This is a genomic window from Lactobacillus gasseri ATCC 33323 = JCM 1131 (genome assembly GCF_000014425.1).
Classification (GTDB): domain Bacteria; phylum Bacillota; class Bacilli; order Lactobacillales; family Lactobacillaceae; genus Lactobacillus; species Lactobacillus gasseri.
The window spans coordinates 942,824-960,154 of record NC_008530.1; the positions used below are offsets into that span (position 1 = coordinate 942,824).

Annotated in this window: 12 protein-coding genes, 2 pseudogenes and 1 other annotated feature; of the genes and pseudogenes, 12 read left to right on the forward strand and 2 right to left on the reverse strand. The window is 32.9% G+C overall.

Features of this window, described 5'->3' with window-relative positions:
* Positions 1-15: 15 nt before the first annotated feature.
* From LGAS_RS04635 to brnQ, 6 genes are all read left to right on the forward strand, one after another.
* Complete coding sequence (locus LGAS_RS04635; RefSeq protein WP_011678888.1) at positions 16-2,955, forward strand: mucin-binding protein; 2,940 nt, start codon at positions 16-18, stop codon at positions 2,953-2,955.
* Between the two features lie 264 nt (positions 2,956-3,219).
* Positions 3,220-4,794, forward strand: coding sequence for a mucin-binding protein (locus LGAS_RS04640; protein ID WP_003647347.1), 1,575 nt, complete (start codon positions 3,220-3,222; stop codon positions 4,792-4,794).
* A 99-nt stretch (positions 4,795-4,893) separates the two neighbouring features.
* Entirely contained in the window at positions 4,894-5,493 is a 600-nt protein-coding gene (locus tag LGAS_RS04645) for an HAD family hydrolase (RefSeq protein WP_003647346.1), read from the forward strand.
* Between the two features lie 30 nt (positions 5,494-5,523).
* Entirely contained in the window at positions 5,524-6,147 is a 624-nt protein-coding gene (locus LGAS_RS04650; RefSeq protein WP_003647345.1) for an NUDIX hydrolase N-terminal domain-containing protein, read from the forward strand.
* A 318-nt stretch (positions 6,148-6,465) separates the two neighbouring features.
* On the forward strand, positions 6,466-7,212 hold the full coding sequence (locus LGAS_RS04655; protein ID WP_003647344.1) for a DUF4097 family beta strand repeat-containing protein: 747 nt from the start codon (positions 6,466-6,468) through the stop codon (positions 7,210-7,212).
* 150 nt (positions 7,213-7,362) lie between these two features.
* Positions 7,363-7,612, forward strand: a binding site (T-box leader).
* 64 nt (positions 7,613-7,676) lie between these two features.
* A complete protein-coding gene (gene brnQ, locus LGAS_RS04660) occupies positions 7,677-9,053 on the forward strand; it encodes a branched-chain amino acid transport system II carrier protein (protein ID WP_035422809.1) in 1,377 nt (458 codons plus the stop codon).
* A gap of 52 nt (positions 9,054-9,105) precedes the next feature.
* On the opposite strand, the pseudogene LGAS_RS09430 reads toward brnQ, so the two are convergent.
* Positions 9,106-10,354: pseudogene (locus tag LGAS_RS09430) on the reverse strand (ISL3 family transposase).
* Between the two features lie 248 nt (positions 10,355-10,602).
* On the opposite strand from LGAS_RS09430, the gene LGAS_RS04670 reads away from it, so the two are divergent.
* Positions 10,603-10,842 carry a hypothetical protein gene (locus tag LGAS_RS04670; protein ID WP_003647342.1) on the forward strand — a complete coding sequence of 80 codons (240 nt, stop codon included), beginning with the start codon at positions 10,603-10,605 and terminating at the stop codon, positions 10,840-10,842.
* 54 nt (positions 10,843-10,896) lie between these two features.
* On the opposite strand, the gene LGAS_RS04675 is transcribed toward LGAS_RS04670, so the two are convergent.
* On the reverse strand, positions 10,897-11,277 hold the full coding sequence (locus LGAS_RS04675; RefSeq protein WP_003653075.1) for a winged helix-turn-helix transcriptional regulator: 381 nt from the start codon (positions 11,275-11,277) through the stop codon (positions 10,897-10,899).
* Between the two features lie 117 nt (positions 11,278-11,394).
* Here LGAS_RS04675 and LGAS_RS04680 point away from each other — a divergent pair, with 117 nt between their 5' ends.
* The 5 genes and pseudogenes from LGAS_RS04680 to LGAS_RS04700 all read left to right on the forward strand — a co-directional run bounded on the left by LGAS_RS04680 (position 11,395) and on the right by LGAS_RS04700 (position 17,171).
* On the forward strand, positions 11,395-11,688 hold the full coding sequence (locus LGAS_RS04680; RefSeq protein ID WP_003653073.1) for a hypothetical protein: 294 nt from the start codon (positions 11,395-11,397) through the stop codon (positions 11,686-11,688).
* A 64-nt stretch (positions 11,689-11,752) separates the two neighbouring features.
* Positions 11,753-12,925: a mandelate racemase/muconate lactonizing enzyme family protein gene (locus LGAS_RS04685; RefSeq protein WP_003647339.1), complete on the forward strand. Its 1,173-nt coding sequence runs from the start codon at positions 11,753-11,755 to the stop codon at positions 12,923-12,925.
* Between the two features lie 129 nt (positions 12,926-13,054).
* Positions 13,055-13,815, forward strand: a pseudogene (locus tag LGAS_RS04690) (SDR family NAD(P)-dependent oxidoreductase).
* 180 nt (positions 13,816-13,995) lie between these two features.
* Positions 13,996-15,591: an ATP-binding cassette domain-containing protein gene (locus LGAS_RS04695; protein ID WP_003653066.1), complete on the forward strand. Its 1,596-nt coding sequence runs from the start codon at positions 13,996-13,998 to the stop codon at positions 15,589-15,591.
* A complete protein-coding gene (locus LGAS_RS04700; protein ID WP_011678890.1) occupies positions 15,588-17,171 on the forward strand; it encodes an ATP-binding cassette domain-containing protein in 1,584 nt (527 codons plus the stop codon). Before LGAS_RS04695 ends, LGAS_RS04700 begins: the two co-directional genes overlap by 4 nt.
* The last annotated feature ends 160 nt before the right edge of the window (positions 17,172-17,331 follow it).

Consider the following 17,331-nt stretch of genomic DNA (forward strand, 5'->3'; position numbering starts at 1 on the left):
AGAGGCAAGATAATAATGTTATCAAGAAATAATAATCATTTTAATGAACTTAAAGAAATAAGTCCTCGTTATTCAATTCGTAAGTTTACTGTCGGAGCAGCTTCTGTTCTTATAGGGATGTCAATTTTCGGGCTAAATTCTCAAACAGCTCAAGCAGATAGTGTTAATGAAAATGGTTCAAATAAACAAAATCCTGCTGTTGAACAGGAATCAAGCAAGGCACTTACAACTAGTCCATCAAGTAATATTAAAAACGTGGTTGTAACTACTAAGAATGTAGATGCACAAAATCAAGTATCTGCTGAAAAGTCAAAGGTTAATACAAGCAGTGAACAAAAAGCAACTAATACCAATAAAGAAAGCAATCAACGTGCCGAGCTACAGATAGAAAATACTAAAAAAGTTATTGCAGCAAATAAAGATCAAACTAAACAAGTTTCAACTGCTGATCAAGATCAAGCTAAACCAGTTGCCAAAGAAAATTATAGTGTTATCCAGCATGATGTGGTTGCAAATAACGGAAATACCCCACATGATAGTGGCTATGTTCAACTAAATTTAGGATTAAAAATAGAAAATACTAAGAACATTAATCCTGGTGATTATATTGATATTGATTTAGGCTTGCCACTACAATCTGGCCAGCAAAAAACGTATAGTGATGGTTTAGCAGAGAAAGATACACCAGTAACCGTTAAAGATAATGCAGGAAAGACGGATACAATAGGAAATATTGCCACAGTAGGAAATATTCCGAATGAATTTTACCGATTAAGTTTTAACGATCATATTCAAAAATATGGTGCCATACTTCTTAATCTTGATTTAAAGCAATATTCTTTAATTCAGCGTGCTATTAGTACTGTCGGCTATTCTCATGAAAAGAATGGCCCAACCAGTTATAGTGCTCAAAATGATCTAGTTATTGGGGATGGCGCTTATAAATTTACTTCTGGGTTAAGCGTTCCTGTTAAATATATTCCACAAGAAAGTAGTGGAGCGATTACTCCGCGGATTGGAGAAAACACATGGATTCAAGGAAGAAGTACTGGCATAAATTCTAGAGTATGGACTATTTATCCTGACGGATCATTTACTGTAAACGATAAATCTCCGCTTGGGTTAGATGGAATCGTATATTTTGCTAAGAATTTTGGTAATACTGCTACAGTAACGGTTTATAGTCCAAGTAATAATCCTTACTTTGATTATAATTATGCAAGCGACAACGAGATTAAAGAACAAATTGAAAGTGCATTTGCTCAACTAAAAGGGACTAACAATTTAGATCAAATTGCTCAAGATAATTCAAATGTCGGTTTTAGTTTAAATAAAATACCAGAAAATAATATTTCAATTGTTGTTACTCATAGTGACAATCCTGAAAAAGCATATAGCACAGTCTTGAAAGCCGATGGGTCGAAATACAGTTCAGATCAATTAATGACTTCACGTACATATCACATTACTGTTAATGGAGCTAATTTAGGTCAAATATATTCTTTACCAATTTCTTTTATTTCTGAAATTACTAAAGCAGGTGTTGATGTTTCAAAGCCTGACGATATTACTAAACCAGAAGAAGATAAGGCTCAGATATATCAAGATCAAGATAAGTATGAAGTACTTAATAACAATTTGAATAATGCTTATCCAATTTTATATAAGGGAATTAGAATCAATAATCCCGAATTAATGAATTATATGAAGAACAATCTTGCTACTTGGATTGATGTGAAAGATGATAATAATCCGAATAATGAATTAGTAGGTCCAGCAGCTTATACTCTTAATGTATCTGTTGTAAATCAGCCAACTAACTTAAAGCCACAAAATATTGCAAATGGTGATTCTTCAGGGCAACAATTAGATCAAACTATTCTTGTTATTTTCCAGGACTTAGATGAAAATAACAAAAATATCTTAAGTAAAGATTTAACTGGATTAAGTGGAGCTGATGCTAGATATTCAACTTTAAGTGATATTAAGGCTTTAGAAAATCAACATTATGAATTAGTTAGCGATGATACTAAGGGTCAAAATCTTAAGTTTGGTAATCAAAAACAAGTATTTTATGTCAAATTTAGACATGTTCTAAAGAAAGAAAAACAAGAAAGTAAGAGTGTTTCTAGAAATATTACTTATGTTGACGATAAAGGAAATCCTGTTAAGGGATCACCTGATGGCAAAGCTAGCTATGTACAAAGTGCAAGTTTTGTTCGTTTTCCAGTGAAAGATTTAGTGACTGGTGTGGTCGGCTATAGTATTAATAATGATGGTGCAATTGATACTCAGGATGGTACTCATGCATGGAAAGCAACTAGCAGTAATTATTTCGAAAAAGTAATTTCAAAAGATCCTGCATCATTAGGCTTTGAGCATGTTAACTATGCTGTTATTCCAGAAGAAACAGTAGATGCAAATACTAAAGATCAAGAGATCCAAGTTATTTATAGTGGTACTACTAAGAAGCCAGAACCAACTAAACCCGACAAGCCAAACAAGCCGGAGAAACCGGAAACCCCGAATAAACCTGACAAACCGAGTGAACCAAGTAAGCCAGAAATGCCAAGCAAACCTGATAAATCAAGTGAAAGCAAGTCAACTGAACCTGAGAAATTGATTCATCAAGCAACATCAGACACTTCAAAAAATCACAGTGAATCAACTGAAAAAGAAGATTTATCAAGATCAAAAGTTGCTTTAGATAAGACAAGTTTTTCACCTTTGGCTAGAAGAAATACTTCGTTAGTCAATGAGAAGATTAACACTTCTGAATCATCAAAAGATTCAACCAATCTGACTAAAAATAGAACAGCAAATTCAAATAAAGAATTGCCACAAACAAGTAGTAACGCTCAACAATCAATTGATGATGAAGTGATTGGTTCTGTTGCTTTATCAATAGGATTAATTGGTTTAGCTGGTGTTAAAAAGAGAAAAAAGGCAAGATAAGCTACACTAAAGAGAAAGGAGACCGACTTTAAGTCAGTCCCTTTTTCTTTTGTGAGTGCTAAAATTAAACTATAAGATACTTTTTATTTATATATAGAGGTTAAAAGATGGATGATAAGTTTAATCAGAATGAAAATATAGATGAACATGTGGTGATCGATGCAAATCATCCTGGATATGGTTTTACTAAAGAAAAACTATTAAAAAACAATTACGCAAACTGTTCATTATGTAGGTGCTGCTAGCCGAAATCCTCAAGATAATGTGACGAGGGTAAGTTTTAGTCATGTTTATATCATTAATAAAAAAAGTGGGAAAGTAGTTGAAGATCATGGCTTTCAGCCAAAAGAAAAGAGTATGCAATTAATTGGTACTCCAACACTTCCAGGTTATATTCCCGATCGAGTAGTAGTTGGTGGAGAAAAGGTAACGGTTAATGACTTAAATAAAGAATATATAGTTTCTTTTAAGCTCAACATGAAACCAACTAATACAATACAAAAGGCAAAAATTAGATATGTAGATTTAACTAATAATAATCAATTGCTGACAGAAGATACTGTTTCTGGTTTAGCAAATACACCAATTAATTATGATCCTCAACTTAAAATCAAGCATTTTGAAGAACAAGGCTATAAATTAGTAGCTAATGATTTTAATCATAACGGAGATGTCCAATTTTTTGGCAGTTTGGATGACTACTGCCCGGTTTTTATTATTACTTTTATATCTGCTATTGAAGCTGTAAACGTAAATAATCCTGTAGAATGGGTTGATCCATCTTTATATCATAGAAAGAGTAAGCTGATTGTTAATTTTGAGGGATGCTCAAATCCGCCCGAGAAAATTATTCAAACAACTAATTGGTTCCGAACGATTACGATTAATAAAGCTGCCAAAAAAGTAATTTCTCATGGTGTTTATGATAAAGCTTGGCATGCGGATAAAGAAAGATATCAAGAAATTAAAGTTCCCGTTGTTCAGGGTTATCACGCTGATTTAGATTTGATTAAACCAAAATCTATGACTTTAGATGATCAAGCCATTACAGTTCAGTACCACCCTAATGGTCATTTGATTCCAGTTGATGAAGCGGGAGTTGCTATTCCAGATGCACCAACGCCTCAGTTTGTATCAGACTCTAGTGATGCAAGTAAAGTTAAAAACAATCAAAATGTGCCGAAAGTAAGTGGCTATCAAGCAACTCTCGCTACAGTAACTCCAGCCAATCCAGGGCAAGATTTAACTGTAGTTTATGAAAAAATAAATAATAATGATGATACTTTATATATTAATCTAAATCACGATCATGAATCAGATTCTCAAACTACAGTAGTTCGTAAAAATATTGACCAAAAAACCGATTCGAAAAATAATAAAGTTCAAACAGCAATTATTAATTTTATTGATATAGATGATCATGGTCACTCTATTACTTCTTCTGGAAAACTTTCTGGACGAGTTGGAGAATCAATTAATGATTTATATAGTACTGAAATCCCATTAAAAGTATTGAAAGAACAAGGATATAAAGTTATATTTGATGACTTTAACGAAAATAGTGAAAAACAATACTTTAAAGACGGTGTTCTTCCTCAGATATTTACTATTGGACTAAGTAAAAAGCAAAGCGATAACCAGAGTAGTCAAGAAAGTTCAGATCTAAATGAAGAATATGAAAAATTACGTCAAACAAGAGAGCAGTTTAAACAAATAAAACCAACGATTATGGATAATTCTAACGAATTGAATTCTTCGCAAACTGTTAATAAACTCATTGATATTATTACAGGTTTATTAACTTTGATATTTATGCTTAATAGAGGGGATAAGAAATAAAAGATTATGGGTCTATATAATTAATTTTGCATTTTCTTGCAAGATTTCATTAAAAAGCGCATATTTTAATTATAGACTTTAAAGATAGAAGGTAAGTTAATGCTTAAAAATATTATCTTTGATTTTGGAAATGTCATCATGAATTATAGTCCCGATGAAATTTTGAATCATTATGAATTAAGTCCAGCAGACCATGATTTATTAAGAAAGAGTATTTTTGAATCTAAAGAATGGAGCGAGATTGACGCTGGAAAGATTTCAGAAAAAGAAGCAACTGAAATCTTTATGGATCGTGTACCAGATCGTCTAAAGGGTAAGGTTAAGCAAGTTATGGCAACTTGGCCAGAAAATGTTGATTTCTATGAACCAGTCTTTAATTATATGGAAAAATTGCGCCAAGATGGTTATAAGATCTATGGCTTATCTAATACAGGGATGCAATTTGCAAATTTTGTTAAAAACTCTGAAATGGGAAATTATTTCGATGGCTATGTTTTTTCTGCTCAAGAAAAACTAATGAAGCCAGATAGAAGAATTTATGAAAAATTAATTGCTCGTTATATGTTAAAGCCTGAAGAGAGTTTATTTATAGATGATTTGAAAGCAAATACTGATGCAGCAAAGAAGTTAGGCATGCAGGCTTTTACGTTTAAAATTGATAAGCTAGGCGAATTACAAGATTATGTCGCTAGTCATTAATTTAACTATAAAATTTTAGGTGATTAAAGAATGAAGACAAATGATCAAATTGCAAATTGGGCAATGGACTTACAAAGTTTAGCCCAAGCTGGATTAAGATATGGGCATGATGTTTTTGATCGTGAACGTTATGAAGAGATTCGTAGAATTGCTGGCGAAATGATGTCTGCTAGAACTGGAATTCCGGAAGAAAAACTTAAAACTCTTTTCTTAGGTGATGAGGGTTACCAAACACCCAAAATTGATACACGAGCTGCAATTTTTAAAGATAATAGAATATTGCTTGTTCGTGAAAAAAAGACACAGGAGTGGTCATTGCCTGGTGGCTGGAATGATTATGATCAAACCACTGCTCAAAATTGTGTTAAAGAAGCTCGTGAAGAAGCGGGAAGAATAGTAGAACCGATTAAGATTATTGCAGTGCAAGATCGGAATCATCATAATAAGCCTGTTATTGCGACTAATATTACGAAAATATTTTATTTATGTAAGGAAATTAGTGGAAAGTTTACGCCAAATGATGAAACGGATGCATGTGATTATTTTAATTTAGATAATTTACCTAAACTTTCACTTGGACGAAATACTAAAGAACAAATTGCAATGTGTTTTGATGCAAATAATGATCCTGACTGGGATACTCAATTTGAATAAGATTAGTAAAATTAAGAGTCAAGATAAAAGATGTACTTACTTTAACTAAAGAAAATGCTGGTATAGATGCAGTCTTAGAATATGTTGATATTGTCTCAGTAATTACTCCTGATAATGAGCAATCATGACTCAATTAAATTATTGACTATTATTAATTTTTAAATAGAATCGATAAAAAGACAGCTTAGGCTGCCTTTTTTTGCATGTTAGGTATAATTTTTAACCACTTAGTTAAATTTCATTGAAAAGCATCTCTATGATAGTAAAATTAAATTTAAATAAAGCTAATGAGTAAATAATAAAAAAGAGGCACATAAAATGTTTTTTAGTAAAAGTGATGAAAGTAAAGATAAAGTTATTAACGAGGTTTTGAGTAATGATAGTTTTAATAATTTAAATCTTGATTTAATTAATCTTGATCTTAAAGTTGAAACTGGTGATAAGTTTGAAGTTCACTTTTATGGCCCTGAAGATGAAAAGCCAAGCGTTGAGCTTAAAGATGATACTCTTCAAATTAAAGAACCAAAATTAGATCATCAGCACGGAAAGTTTTGGAGAAAAGGCTTTGTCGAAGTAAATATAGTTAGTCAAAGTGATAATGGTAACTTAATTGTTACAGTTCCTGAGGGTCATCATTTAAGTGCGATAAAAGTTTCTTCGGTAAGTGGCGATACCAATTTTAAGAGTTTAAGTCTTGATTCTTTAGCAATTTCTGTTGTAAGTGGAGATGTAAGTCTAAGAACAGTACAAACTGACGAAGTTAAATTAACTACAACTTCAGGAGATATTGGTCTCAAAGAAGTTACAGTAAAGCAAGGAAAAGCCCAACTAGTAAGTGGCGATTTTACACTGAAAAATAGTTTAGTCCTTGATAAATTTAAGGTTTCAACTACTTCGGGGGATAACTTAGTTGAAGATGTAAAAGCTGCTCAATATCAATTAAGTACTTTAAGTGGAGATAATTCATTATTCGGAAAAAATAAAACAGCTGCCGAAGGAGATAGTACAAATAATGCTGGCACTATTATTTTAAGTACCTTATCTGGTGATAATACAGTTAAGTAACTTGATTAAAAAAGTTGGTTGATTATTGAAGATTTAAAAAATCGCGTATTTTTAAATTATGAATATTGAATAGCCAAGAAATAAATTTATAAAAAATTGTTGACATTTATGATGTTTATATTAAAATGATTATTAACAAATTTAATTAATCTGAAAACAAAGAGAAAGAAGAGTAGCATAATCTTAATTTTCAGCGAGTCTCGTGAGGTGTGAGGAGATAAATACTAAGATTAAGTGAAAATCACTTTCGAGTTCTGATTCTTAATTTCTAAGTAATAAGAAGAAGTGGGAGCACCCATTACAGTGCCTGCGTATCGTCAAGCAATTGACTGCACGTGAAAGGTATTACTAGTGATAGCAATACAAACAAAGGGTGGTACCACGCTGAAGCGTCCCTCAACTAAGTAATTTAGTTGAGGGACTTTTTTGTATTCAGAGATATTTTTTTGGAGGGAAAGAATATGATGACAGATCATACATCACGGAAATTAACATGGAAGGATTATTTAGTAGTCGCTTCTTTGCTATTTGGTTTATTCTTTGGGGCTGGTAACTTGATTTTCCCATTGCACTTGGGACAACTTGCTGGAGCAAATTGGGGTACAGCTGCAGTTGGATTTTTAATCACGGGTGTATTACTGCCTTTATTATCCGTTTTAGCTGTTGCAATTACTCATGCTGATGGCGTTTATGATATCGGAAAACCGCTAGGTGCTGGTTTCGCAGTTGTATTTATGGTTTTGATCCATGCTACAATTGGTCCTTTATTTGGTACACCGAGAACTGCAACTGTTTCATTTACAGTTGGGATTGCACCATTTGTTCCTAAAAATATGCAAGGAACAGCCTTATTAATCTTTTCTGCTTTATTTTTCTTAGCAGCTTTTGGTTTCTCATATCATCAAAACAACATCTTATCTAATGTTGGTAAAGTATTAAACCCACTATTTTTATCTCTATTATTCTTAGTATTCCTTGTAGCTTTTGCTCGTCCATTAGGTAACCCGCAAACTGCAGCTGTAACTACTGCCTACAAGCACGGTGCTTTAGTTAATGGATTCTTAGAAGGATACAACACAATGGATGCTTTAGCAGGATTAGCCTTCGGTGTTACTGTTGTTACGGCAGTGCGCGGAATGGGACAAAAGAATGCTAAAAGTGTTTCAAAAGTTGTTGCTAAGTCTGGTTTGCTAGCTGTGCTAGCTATCGGTTTTATTTACTTATTATTGATCTTAATGGGTGCAATGTCCTTAGGTCGTTTTAAAGTTTCAGACAATGGTGGTGTTGCATTTAACCAAATTGTTAATGTTTATGGCGGTGTCTTCGGTCAAGCTTTACTTGCATTCTTATTAACTGTTACGTGCTTGACCACTGCTGTTGGTTTAGTTGCTGCTTTTGCGCAAGACTTCCATAAACACTTCCCACAAGTTAGCTACCATGCTTGGTTAGCACTTAGCTGTTTAGCTTCATTCTTAGCTGCTAACTTTGGTTTAGACACAATCATTGCATGGTCAACTCCAATGTTGATGTTCCTATACCCATTATCAATGGTATTAATTTTATTATCTGTCTGCTCGCCATTGTTTAAGACTGACGGAGTTGTTTACTTCTTTGTAATTGTCTTTACAGTTGTTCCAGCTTTGGGCGACATGGTTGTAGCCTTTCCAAGTGTTGTAAGTCAAAGTTCATTTGGTTTAGCAGTGGCTTCAGTAAGAAACCATTTACCATTAGCTAACATGGGGCTTTCATGGCTTGTTCCAGCTTTAGTTGGTTTGGCAATTGGATTAGTGGTTCATTTTGTTAAAAATAAAAGAGTAGCTTCTGCATTAGAAGAAGATTAAAGGAAAACTGGCTGTTTTGCAAATCCTGTTGATGAATAGTTTTGAATGAGAATCAAGCAACTTGAAAAAAGCTGTTTGGTTCTTTTTCTTTTATGATATTTTCTTCAAGTCTGATTCTAATTAATAAATGCTTAAAGTTACTGTATCCGTAAGCAGTTCGTTCGATTTGCTTAATCTTACGATTAACACCTTCAAGACAGCCGTTGGAGTAACTCGAGGAGAACACCGGTATAATTATGCTTAAAGGTTAATAATGTTTGATGCATTTGTTTACCGACAGCTTGTTTTGAGTGAAGCAAGTGAACAATCTGCTTTTCATCTTTGTTTTGAATAGCAGCCATAAAGTCCTGCATAACCCAATATGTGTTTTCAAGCTCTTCATTGCAGTCTAAGCCATCTAAAACAACGTGCTCTTGAGTCAGATAGTCTTTGAAATATCAGTCATAGTACGGCGTTTTCTTATTGAGCTTGTCATACTTCATGAGATAAAGCTTCCAGGTAGATTTTAATAGCTTATATTCACGGCTTTGCTTCTTAAAAAGCTTCATGTCTGAACTCGTAAGCTATTGAAAGATCTGGTAAGCATTTGAACCATGTGAAAGCGATCGATAACAATCTGAGCATTAGGAAAAAGCTCTTTGGCCACGATTGGATAATAGCAGTTAAGATCCATACTTACAGTCTTGACCATAGCTCTAGCCTTAGGGGAGAACTTATAGAAGTAGTCAGGCTTAAAACGCGTTCTAAGGATCTGGACGACTTGGTGAGAATCACCGTCTAAGCAAATAAAGTGCAGCTTCTTGCCAACGCCTTTAAATTCATCAAAAGCTAAATGCTCAGGAAATCATCGTAGAACTTAGAAGAACAAGATTCTAAGACTCTTTGAACCGTATTAACTGATAGGTTATGCTCACGAGCAATACTGGTCATAGAGCGATCTTCTGTAAGAGCAGCTAAGACCTTACGTTTAGATGCGTTGGAGATGTGACAATATTTATTAACAAGGTTAGATTGAGCCATAGATCTTTTAAGGCAGTCATTGCATAAAACACGCTGTTTATTAAGTCTGATAATAACTGGATGGCTAGCATCAGCAGTAATAAAACGCACGTTAGAAGTACAGTGGCTATTATGTTTAAGATTATTAGAATGGAAAAAAGGGACAAGAAAGCTGAATAAGCTGACCTAAATAAACGGTATGATATTTTCCGTCAATATATTTTTTTAAATAATCGAAAAAAAACAATATTTTGATCTTCAATATCAAGATGAAATTTAATACAATCATTGTTAGAGGACATAAGCAATCACCTTTATTCTTTAGAGTGGAATCGGAAGATTTAATGCAGTGAGGCTTATGGCCTCTTTATTTATGCAGTAAAAAATCCTGTCGATAGAATATCATAGATATCTATCAACAGGATTTATTATAGAGCCATTAAAATTTAGACACTCTATTTAGGAGCGTCTTTTTTGATGTAAATAATTTTCAAAATTAGAATTCATAATAATAAAATTGATTGAGATAGTTTTTTAATGTGAGAAAGACATGCTTCAAACACGTTATGACACTAGTTTGACATCCAGCTACAGGAATAGATATGAAAAAGCTAAGGTCTCGTATTTTGAAAAGGAAAATAAGTTATTATTAACTTATAATTATGGCGATAGCTGGGAGTTTGAAGTAGATCCTGAAATGATTGATTCGTTAATGGGTGGAGAGGCAATTGATTTAGATAAGTTTGATAAAGCAGAGTTTAATCAACGAATGGAACAATATAAAGAATAAATCTGCATTGTTTAAGATACCCAGTTGAAGTGTTTGAATTTTAAGTAGAAAATTCTATTTAAACAAGTCTTTATGCACATCCTCAAAATGAATCCCTTTATACATATCAGGGGTGCTATTTTTAATGGCCCAATTTGAAATTGTATTTAAAACTGGTAGCAGCGTTTTTCCCTTATTTGTTAATGAATATTCCACGCGAATTGGCATTTCATTATATTGCTTTCTTTCAATAATATTTTGTTGTTGCAATTCCTTGAGCGAATCTGCAAGTGCTGCATCAGAGATGTTTTCCATCTGATCTTTTATTTCTCTATATCTCATAGATTTTTTGTGACCTAAGATACATAAGAGTCTTGGTTTCCATTTTCCGCCAAAGATATCTAATGCATAATCAACTGTACAATAATATTCTTTTGGTAATTTTCTTTGATACATAATTAGCCTCACTCAATAATTTTTTAGTAGCTAAAACTCTTTTTAAAACATATAATTCTTTTCAGCTTTATCTTACTATAAAAATGTAAGTTGATTAAAGCAGAAAGGAAAATTGATATGGCAGTAAAAGCTTATTTAGAAGTTACGATGCAGATCCCAGCAGAAAATAGAAAGGCAGCTGCAAAGGTTTATAGTGATTACCGTAAATCATTTTTAGAAACAATTCCAGGCGCTGAAAGTAAGGCATTACTTGTTCGCGATGAAGATGTGCAGGTATTACACGGCTTTGATTCAGTAGAACATGCAGAAGACTATCTAAAGAGTGAAATGTTTACCAAGCATGTTTTTCCAGGTTTGAAACCTACTTGGACTGCTGATCCAGAAGTTAGAATCTTTTCAGTTGTAGGATAGAATATTAAAAATATCAAACGGTTTAGTTTGATATTTTTTTATTTATGTTAAGTAAAGAGAAAAAATGAAGATAACTAAAATTGATCTATTATATAGTGATCCAGTAGAAGATAATTGGCGACCGTCTTTTTGCCGTATTTATACTGATAATGGTATTTATGGCGATGGTGAAGTTGCTCTATCTTATGGCGGAGCAAAAGAAGCAGCTTTTGCTGAAATGAAAGAATTAGCTCACTTGTTAATCGGGATGAACCCATTAGAACATGAGATCGTTTGGCAGAAATTGTATAGAAATAGCTTTTTTGGTAAAAATGCAGGTCCTGTAATTTTTGGTGCTATTTCGGCTTTTGATGTTGCCTTATGGGATATTAAAGGGAAGTATTATCATGCTCCATTATGGGAATTACTTGGTGGCAAACAACGAGATCATTTAAAAGCTTATGCTAGTCAGCTCCAAATGGGATGGGGAGAGTCAAGAAGGCCAGCAGCGACGCCTCAAGACTATGCAAATAATACAAAAATTGCCTTAGAAAAGGGATTTAAGACTGTTAAAATTAACTTTTTAACATTTGATGAGCAGGGAAAACAAATTCCGTGGCAAAGACAGACAGCCTTTTTATCACCTAATTACTTAAACTTAGCCGAAGAGAGAATTAAGGCAGTTCGTAATGTTTTAGAAGAAAATGGTGAATTGATCTTAGAAAATCATGCTTTAACTGATAAATTATCAGCTGTTCAATATGGCAAGATGTTTTCAAAATACAATATCTTATATTTTGAAGAGCCAGTAAAGCCAGATCCCGATTTGTTAAGTTATGTTCATCAAGAAACAGGTTTAAATATTGCTTCTGGTGAGCGAATGTATTCTCGTTGGGATTTCAAACGTACTTTTTATCAAAATAGCATCCAAGTTGCTCAGCCAGATATCTGTACTGCAGGAGGTGTAACAGAAGTTAAAAAGATCTGCGATATGGCAGACACAAATGAGATTGGTGTGCAGATCCATGTAGCTGGAAGTAATTTAGCAACTTCCGTTTCATTAAACTTAGAAGCTGCAATTCCTAATTTTGTCATCCACGAATATAATATCAACACTGAAATGTCCAAAATGCTTAGCTTGACTAAGTATGATTATGAGCCTGAGAATGGTGTATTTACTGTCCCTGATCGACCGGGGATTGGCAATGAAATATCTGATTATGCTTTTAAACATAGCAGAGTAGTTACAATTAAGTGAAATTAAGGATACCTCTGATAATTTGCTAGCAAAGAACAACTTTTTGGTCTATAATTATTGCTAACAAAAAGTAAGTCAAAATACTGGAGGTAAATTATGGATCTTGGATTATGAGGAAAAGTAAGTTTAATAACCGGTTCAACTAACGGAATCGGAAAAGCAATTGCAATTGAAATGGCACGTGAAGGTGCTGATGTCATTATTAATGGTCGTAAAAAAAACACTGCTGATCAAGTCGTTAGTGAAATTAAAGAGAAATTTCCCGGTACTAATCCTCAAGGTGCAGCTTTTGATATTTCGATTGCTGAGGAGCGAGAAAAACTATTTAAATAGATTCCTCAAGTTGATGTATTAGTCAATAACATGGGAATTTTCAAGCCAATGAATTACTTTGATATATCAGAAGAAACTTGGCAACATTTATTGATGTCAATTTCTATTCTGGTAATGCTTTAGCAAAGTTTTATCTACCTAAGATGCTTAAGCAAGATTTTGGTCGGATTATTTTTATTGCTAGTGAAGAGGCTGTAATGCCATCTGGAGAAATGCCACAGTATAGCTTAACTAAGACAATGAACTTGTCTTTAGCTAAAAGTTTATCTAAGTTGACAGTGGGCACGCATATAACTGTAAATACAATTATGCCTGGATCGACTTTAACTGAAGGCGTAGAACAGATGCTTATCGATATGTACAAAGATTCTGATTTACCAAAGGACCAATGGGAAAGTGACTTTATGAAAAATCACCGTCCCTTATCTCGGATTCAACGTTTGATTAGACCAGCAGAAGTAGGAAGGTCTACTGCTTTTGTTGCGAGCCCATATTCATCTTCATTTTCTGGTGAAGCCTTAAGACTTGATGGTGGGTTGGTCCCAACTTTGTATTAAAAAGTATTTATCTAAAACTTAAAAGCAGAATTTAGTTCGAAAGTAATCTAAATTCTGCTTTTTTAATAGATTTAAATAGTTTGTCGTATTTCTAATATTTTTTAGAATATTGAAGTTGTAAGTGTGAAGTTATAAAATTTAATTAAAACATAATTAAATTTTACTTACTTGGAGATAGAAATGAGCATAAAAAAACTATTTAAATCAAATAAAAAATTATTTATTCTGATTTTCTTTATGGTTTTTATAGGAATGGCAATTGACTCATTATCACAATATTTAATGACGCCAGCATATAATTATTTAAGAAATATGAATTTATTAGGCTTTATTCTGTTTATGTGTTTAGCTTTAGGCTGTGACGCTGTCAGACTTGGGCTAATATCGGGATCAGATTATTTATATAGTAAAGAAACACAGAATTATTTACATCAAATACGTAAAAAAATTAGTCGCTATTTCTTTAAAAACGAGATTAGCCAGACTGCAAAAGTACAAAATAGTATGGTTGCCAATCTTGATCAACTGACTACTAAGTACTTAGTTCCGATTAAAAATAGTTTTATGTATTTTTTAGCGGTAGTTTTCTCAATTGGAATCCTATTTTCTTTTAATTGGATTTTAGTTGTTGTGACCATAATTTTAACTATTATTTCATTATTATTACCTAAAGTCTTTGAAAAAATGACTTCTTCGGCAACAGTTACTGTTACGAAGAAAAATGAAAAATTTCTCAATATCTTAGATAAGTGGATAAAAGGCCTAGATGAACTAAGAAGATATGCTAGTTTCGATATTTTTACCAATTCAATTAATAATGGCGCAAAAGAGTACAAGAAAGCTGCAATTCATCAGGGAGCGACCATTGCAATTGCTGATTTGGCTACAGCGCTTGTAAATATCGGCGGTCAAATGCTGCTTCTAGGTTTATGTGCTTACCTATATTTACAGGGGGAAATTGCTTTTGGTGCTGTAATTACTACTGGACAATTTAGTTCAACAATTATGGATGGTGTAGCAGCATTTGTTGCTCAATGGAATTTAATTAAGTCAGCTAAAGGATTAAATAAAGAAATTCTTGAACTAGAACAGCCAGTTGAAATAGCCCAGGACCAACATGATGCTCAAAAAGTTGCGAAGGTAGAGATAAAAGATTTAGCCTTACAATTTAAGAATGGCGAAAAGATTTCATATCCTGATTTAACTTTCAATAAAGGTGAAAAAGTTCTAATAACTGGCGATAGCGGAAGCGGAAAGTCTACCTTATTTAAATTGATCTTAAATAAACTCACTCCAAGTAAAGGTACAATTCGTTTTATTGATCAGGATGGTAAGGAAATACATTTAAATCCGGATGAAATTGGATATTTGGCACAAGACAGCACACTCTTTCCAGACACGCTTGAAAATAATATCACTATGTTTAATTCTGAGCTTAATAATCAAGTAAAACAAGCAACTGAAAAAGTTGATTTTGATAAGGATATTAAAAAATTCCCTGAGGGACTCGCTACACAAGTTGATTTAGATAAGAACAATCTATCTGGTGGTCAAAAGCAAAAATTAGTCTTAGCTAGAGCCTTAGTCCATAATTCTCCCTGGCTTTTTATTGACGAGGGCACTAGTGCAATTGATAGCAAATCTACGAAGCATATCTTGCAACATCTTTTAACTACAGATGGTTCTGTAATTATGATTGCACATAACTTTTCTAACGAATTAGTTTCAATGTTTGATCGGGTAGTAAAACTAGATGATGGGGGCACTAATCAATGAACTTTAAAGATTTTATAAAGACGAATTACTTCAGATTTATTTACATGAATATCTTGTCAGTAATTTCTGGTGCTGCTGTCATTGGCGCGGGATATGTACAAATGTACTTTTTAACCGATGTTAAAAACAAAGATTGGCGTGGAATATTGGTTACTGTCCTTTTGATGGGGCTTTTGTATATTGGCACTCAGGGGATGATCTACTACATTCAATTTGAAATTCGAATTCAAGAAGAAGAATATAATCAACAGATCCGCAATAAACTTGCCAGGCATTATTTCCTAGATCAAAGAAATCACAAAGTTGCTGATGTGCAAAATAGAATGACTAATGATCTTGAAATGGTTAGAACAAATTTCTTTGATTGGTATATTATAATTCCATTTTATGGGGCAATCTTTGTATCAGCTTTAATAGCACTATTGTCCATTAATTGGATGATTTTTCTAGTAAGTATTGTAGTTGATGTTATTTCTTATTTTATTCCAAAACTAATTCAAAAAAAGATGGAGCAAGCCACAACCAATGTTTCCAAGCAAAACAAATATTATCTTGATGTTTTGGCAAAATGGTTTTCTGGCCTTGAAGAATTAAGAAGATACTTTGCTGGTGCAAAACTATTTAAAATTGGTGAGCAGGCTTCAAATAAAGTAGAGAACGCACATATTAAACAAACAGCTGCTCAGCAAGAATTAATTGTTTTAAGTGGTTTTTGTAACTTAGTTGGACAAATGTTATTACTTTCATTAACTGCATTTTTTATTACAAAAAATGCTATTATCTTTGGTGCTATCATGTCCGTTCAGAACTTTGCAGCTAATGTTTCAATTGGTTTGCAGCAAGTAATTGAAGGTTTAAGTTTTATGAAATCTTCTAAAGAGTTGATGGGAGAAATTAGTCGTTACTCTTCTGTCATTAATAAGAATGAAGCAGATGGGGAAGAACCCCCTCTTGCCTTTACTACTAAAAATTTGTCATTAAATTTTCCAAATGGAGAAAAGCTAACATTTCCAGATATTAATGTTAAGCCTGGAGAAAAGATCTTATTAAGTGGAGATTCTGGTGCTGGAAAATCAACCTTGTTTAAGCTGATTTTAGGTGAATTAAAAGCAAGTACGGGTAAAGTTGAATTTCAAAACGCAACCGGAGACACAATAATCCCCGATATGTCGAGAATCGGTTATATCCCACAAGACCCGAATCTATTTCCTGGTACAATTAAAGAAAATATTACTATGTTTAATGATCAATTAGATAGTCGAGTGGAGAAAACTGTCAATGAAGTTAATTTCAATAAAGATATTAAAAAATTTAAAAATGGAATTAATGAAGAACTTGATTTAGATAAAATTAATATTTCGGGTGGTCAAAGACAAAAGATCGTTTTGGCGAGAGCAAAAATTCATGATAGTGATATCATCTTGATTGACGAAGGAACTAGCGCAATTGATCAAAAAGCAACAATGAATATCTTGGAAAAATTGCTTAATAGTAAAGCAACACTTGTATTTATTGCTCATAATTTTAACGAACATATGCGGCAGATGTTTGATCGAGAAATTTATTTAAGTAAAGAGTAAATTCTTTTAGACTACCTACTTGACGCAGATTCCTTTCTAATGGAATTCAAGGAATTGAACTTTCGTCTAATTCTGATTTACCCAAGCCAACTATTGATCCCAAAGATTATGAATAATTATCATCCATACCTTAAATGTATAATATAATATTACAAATAAA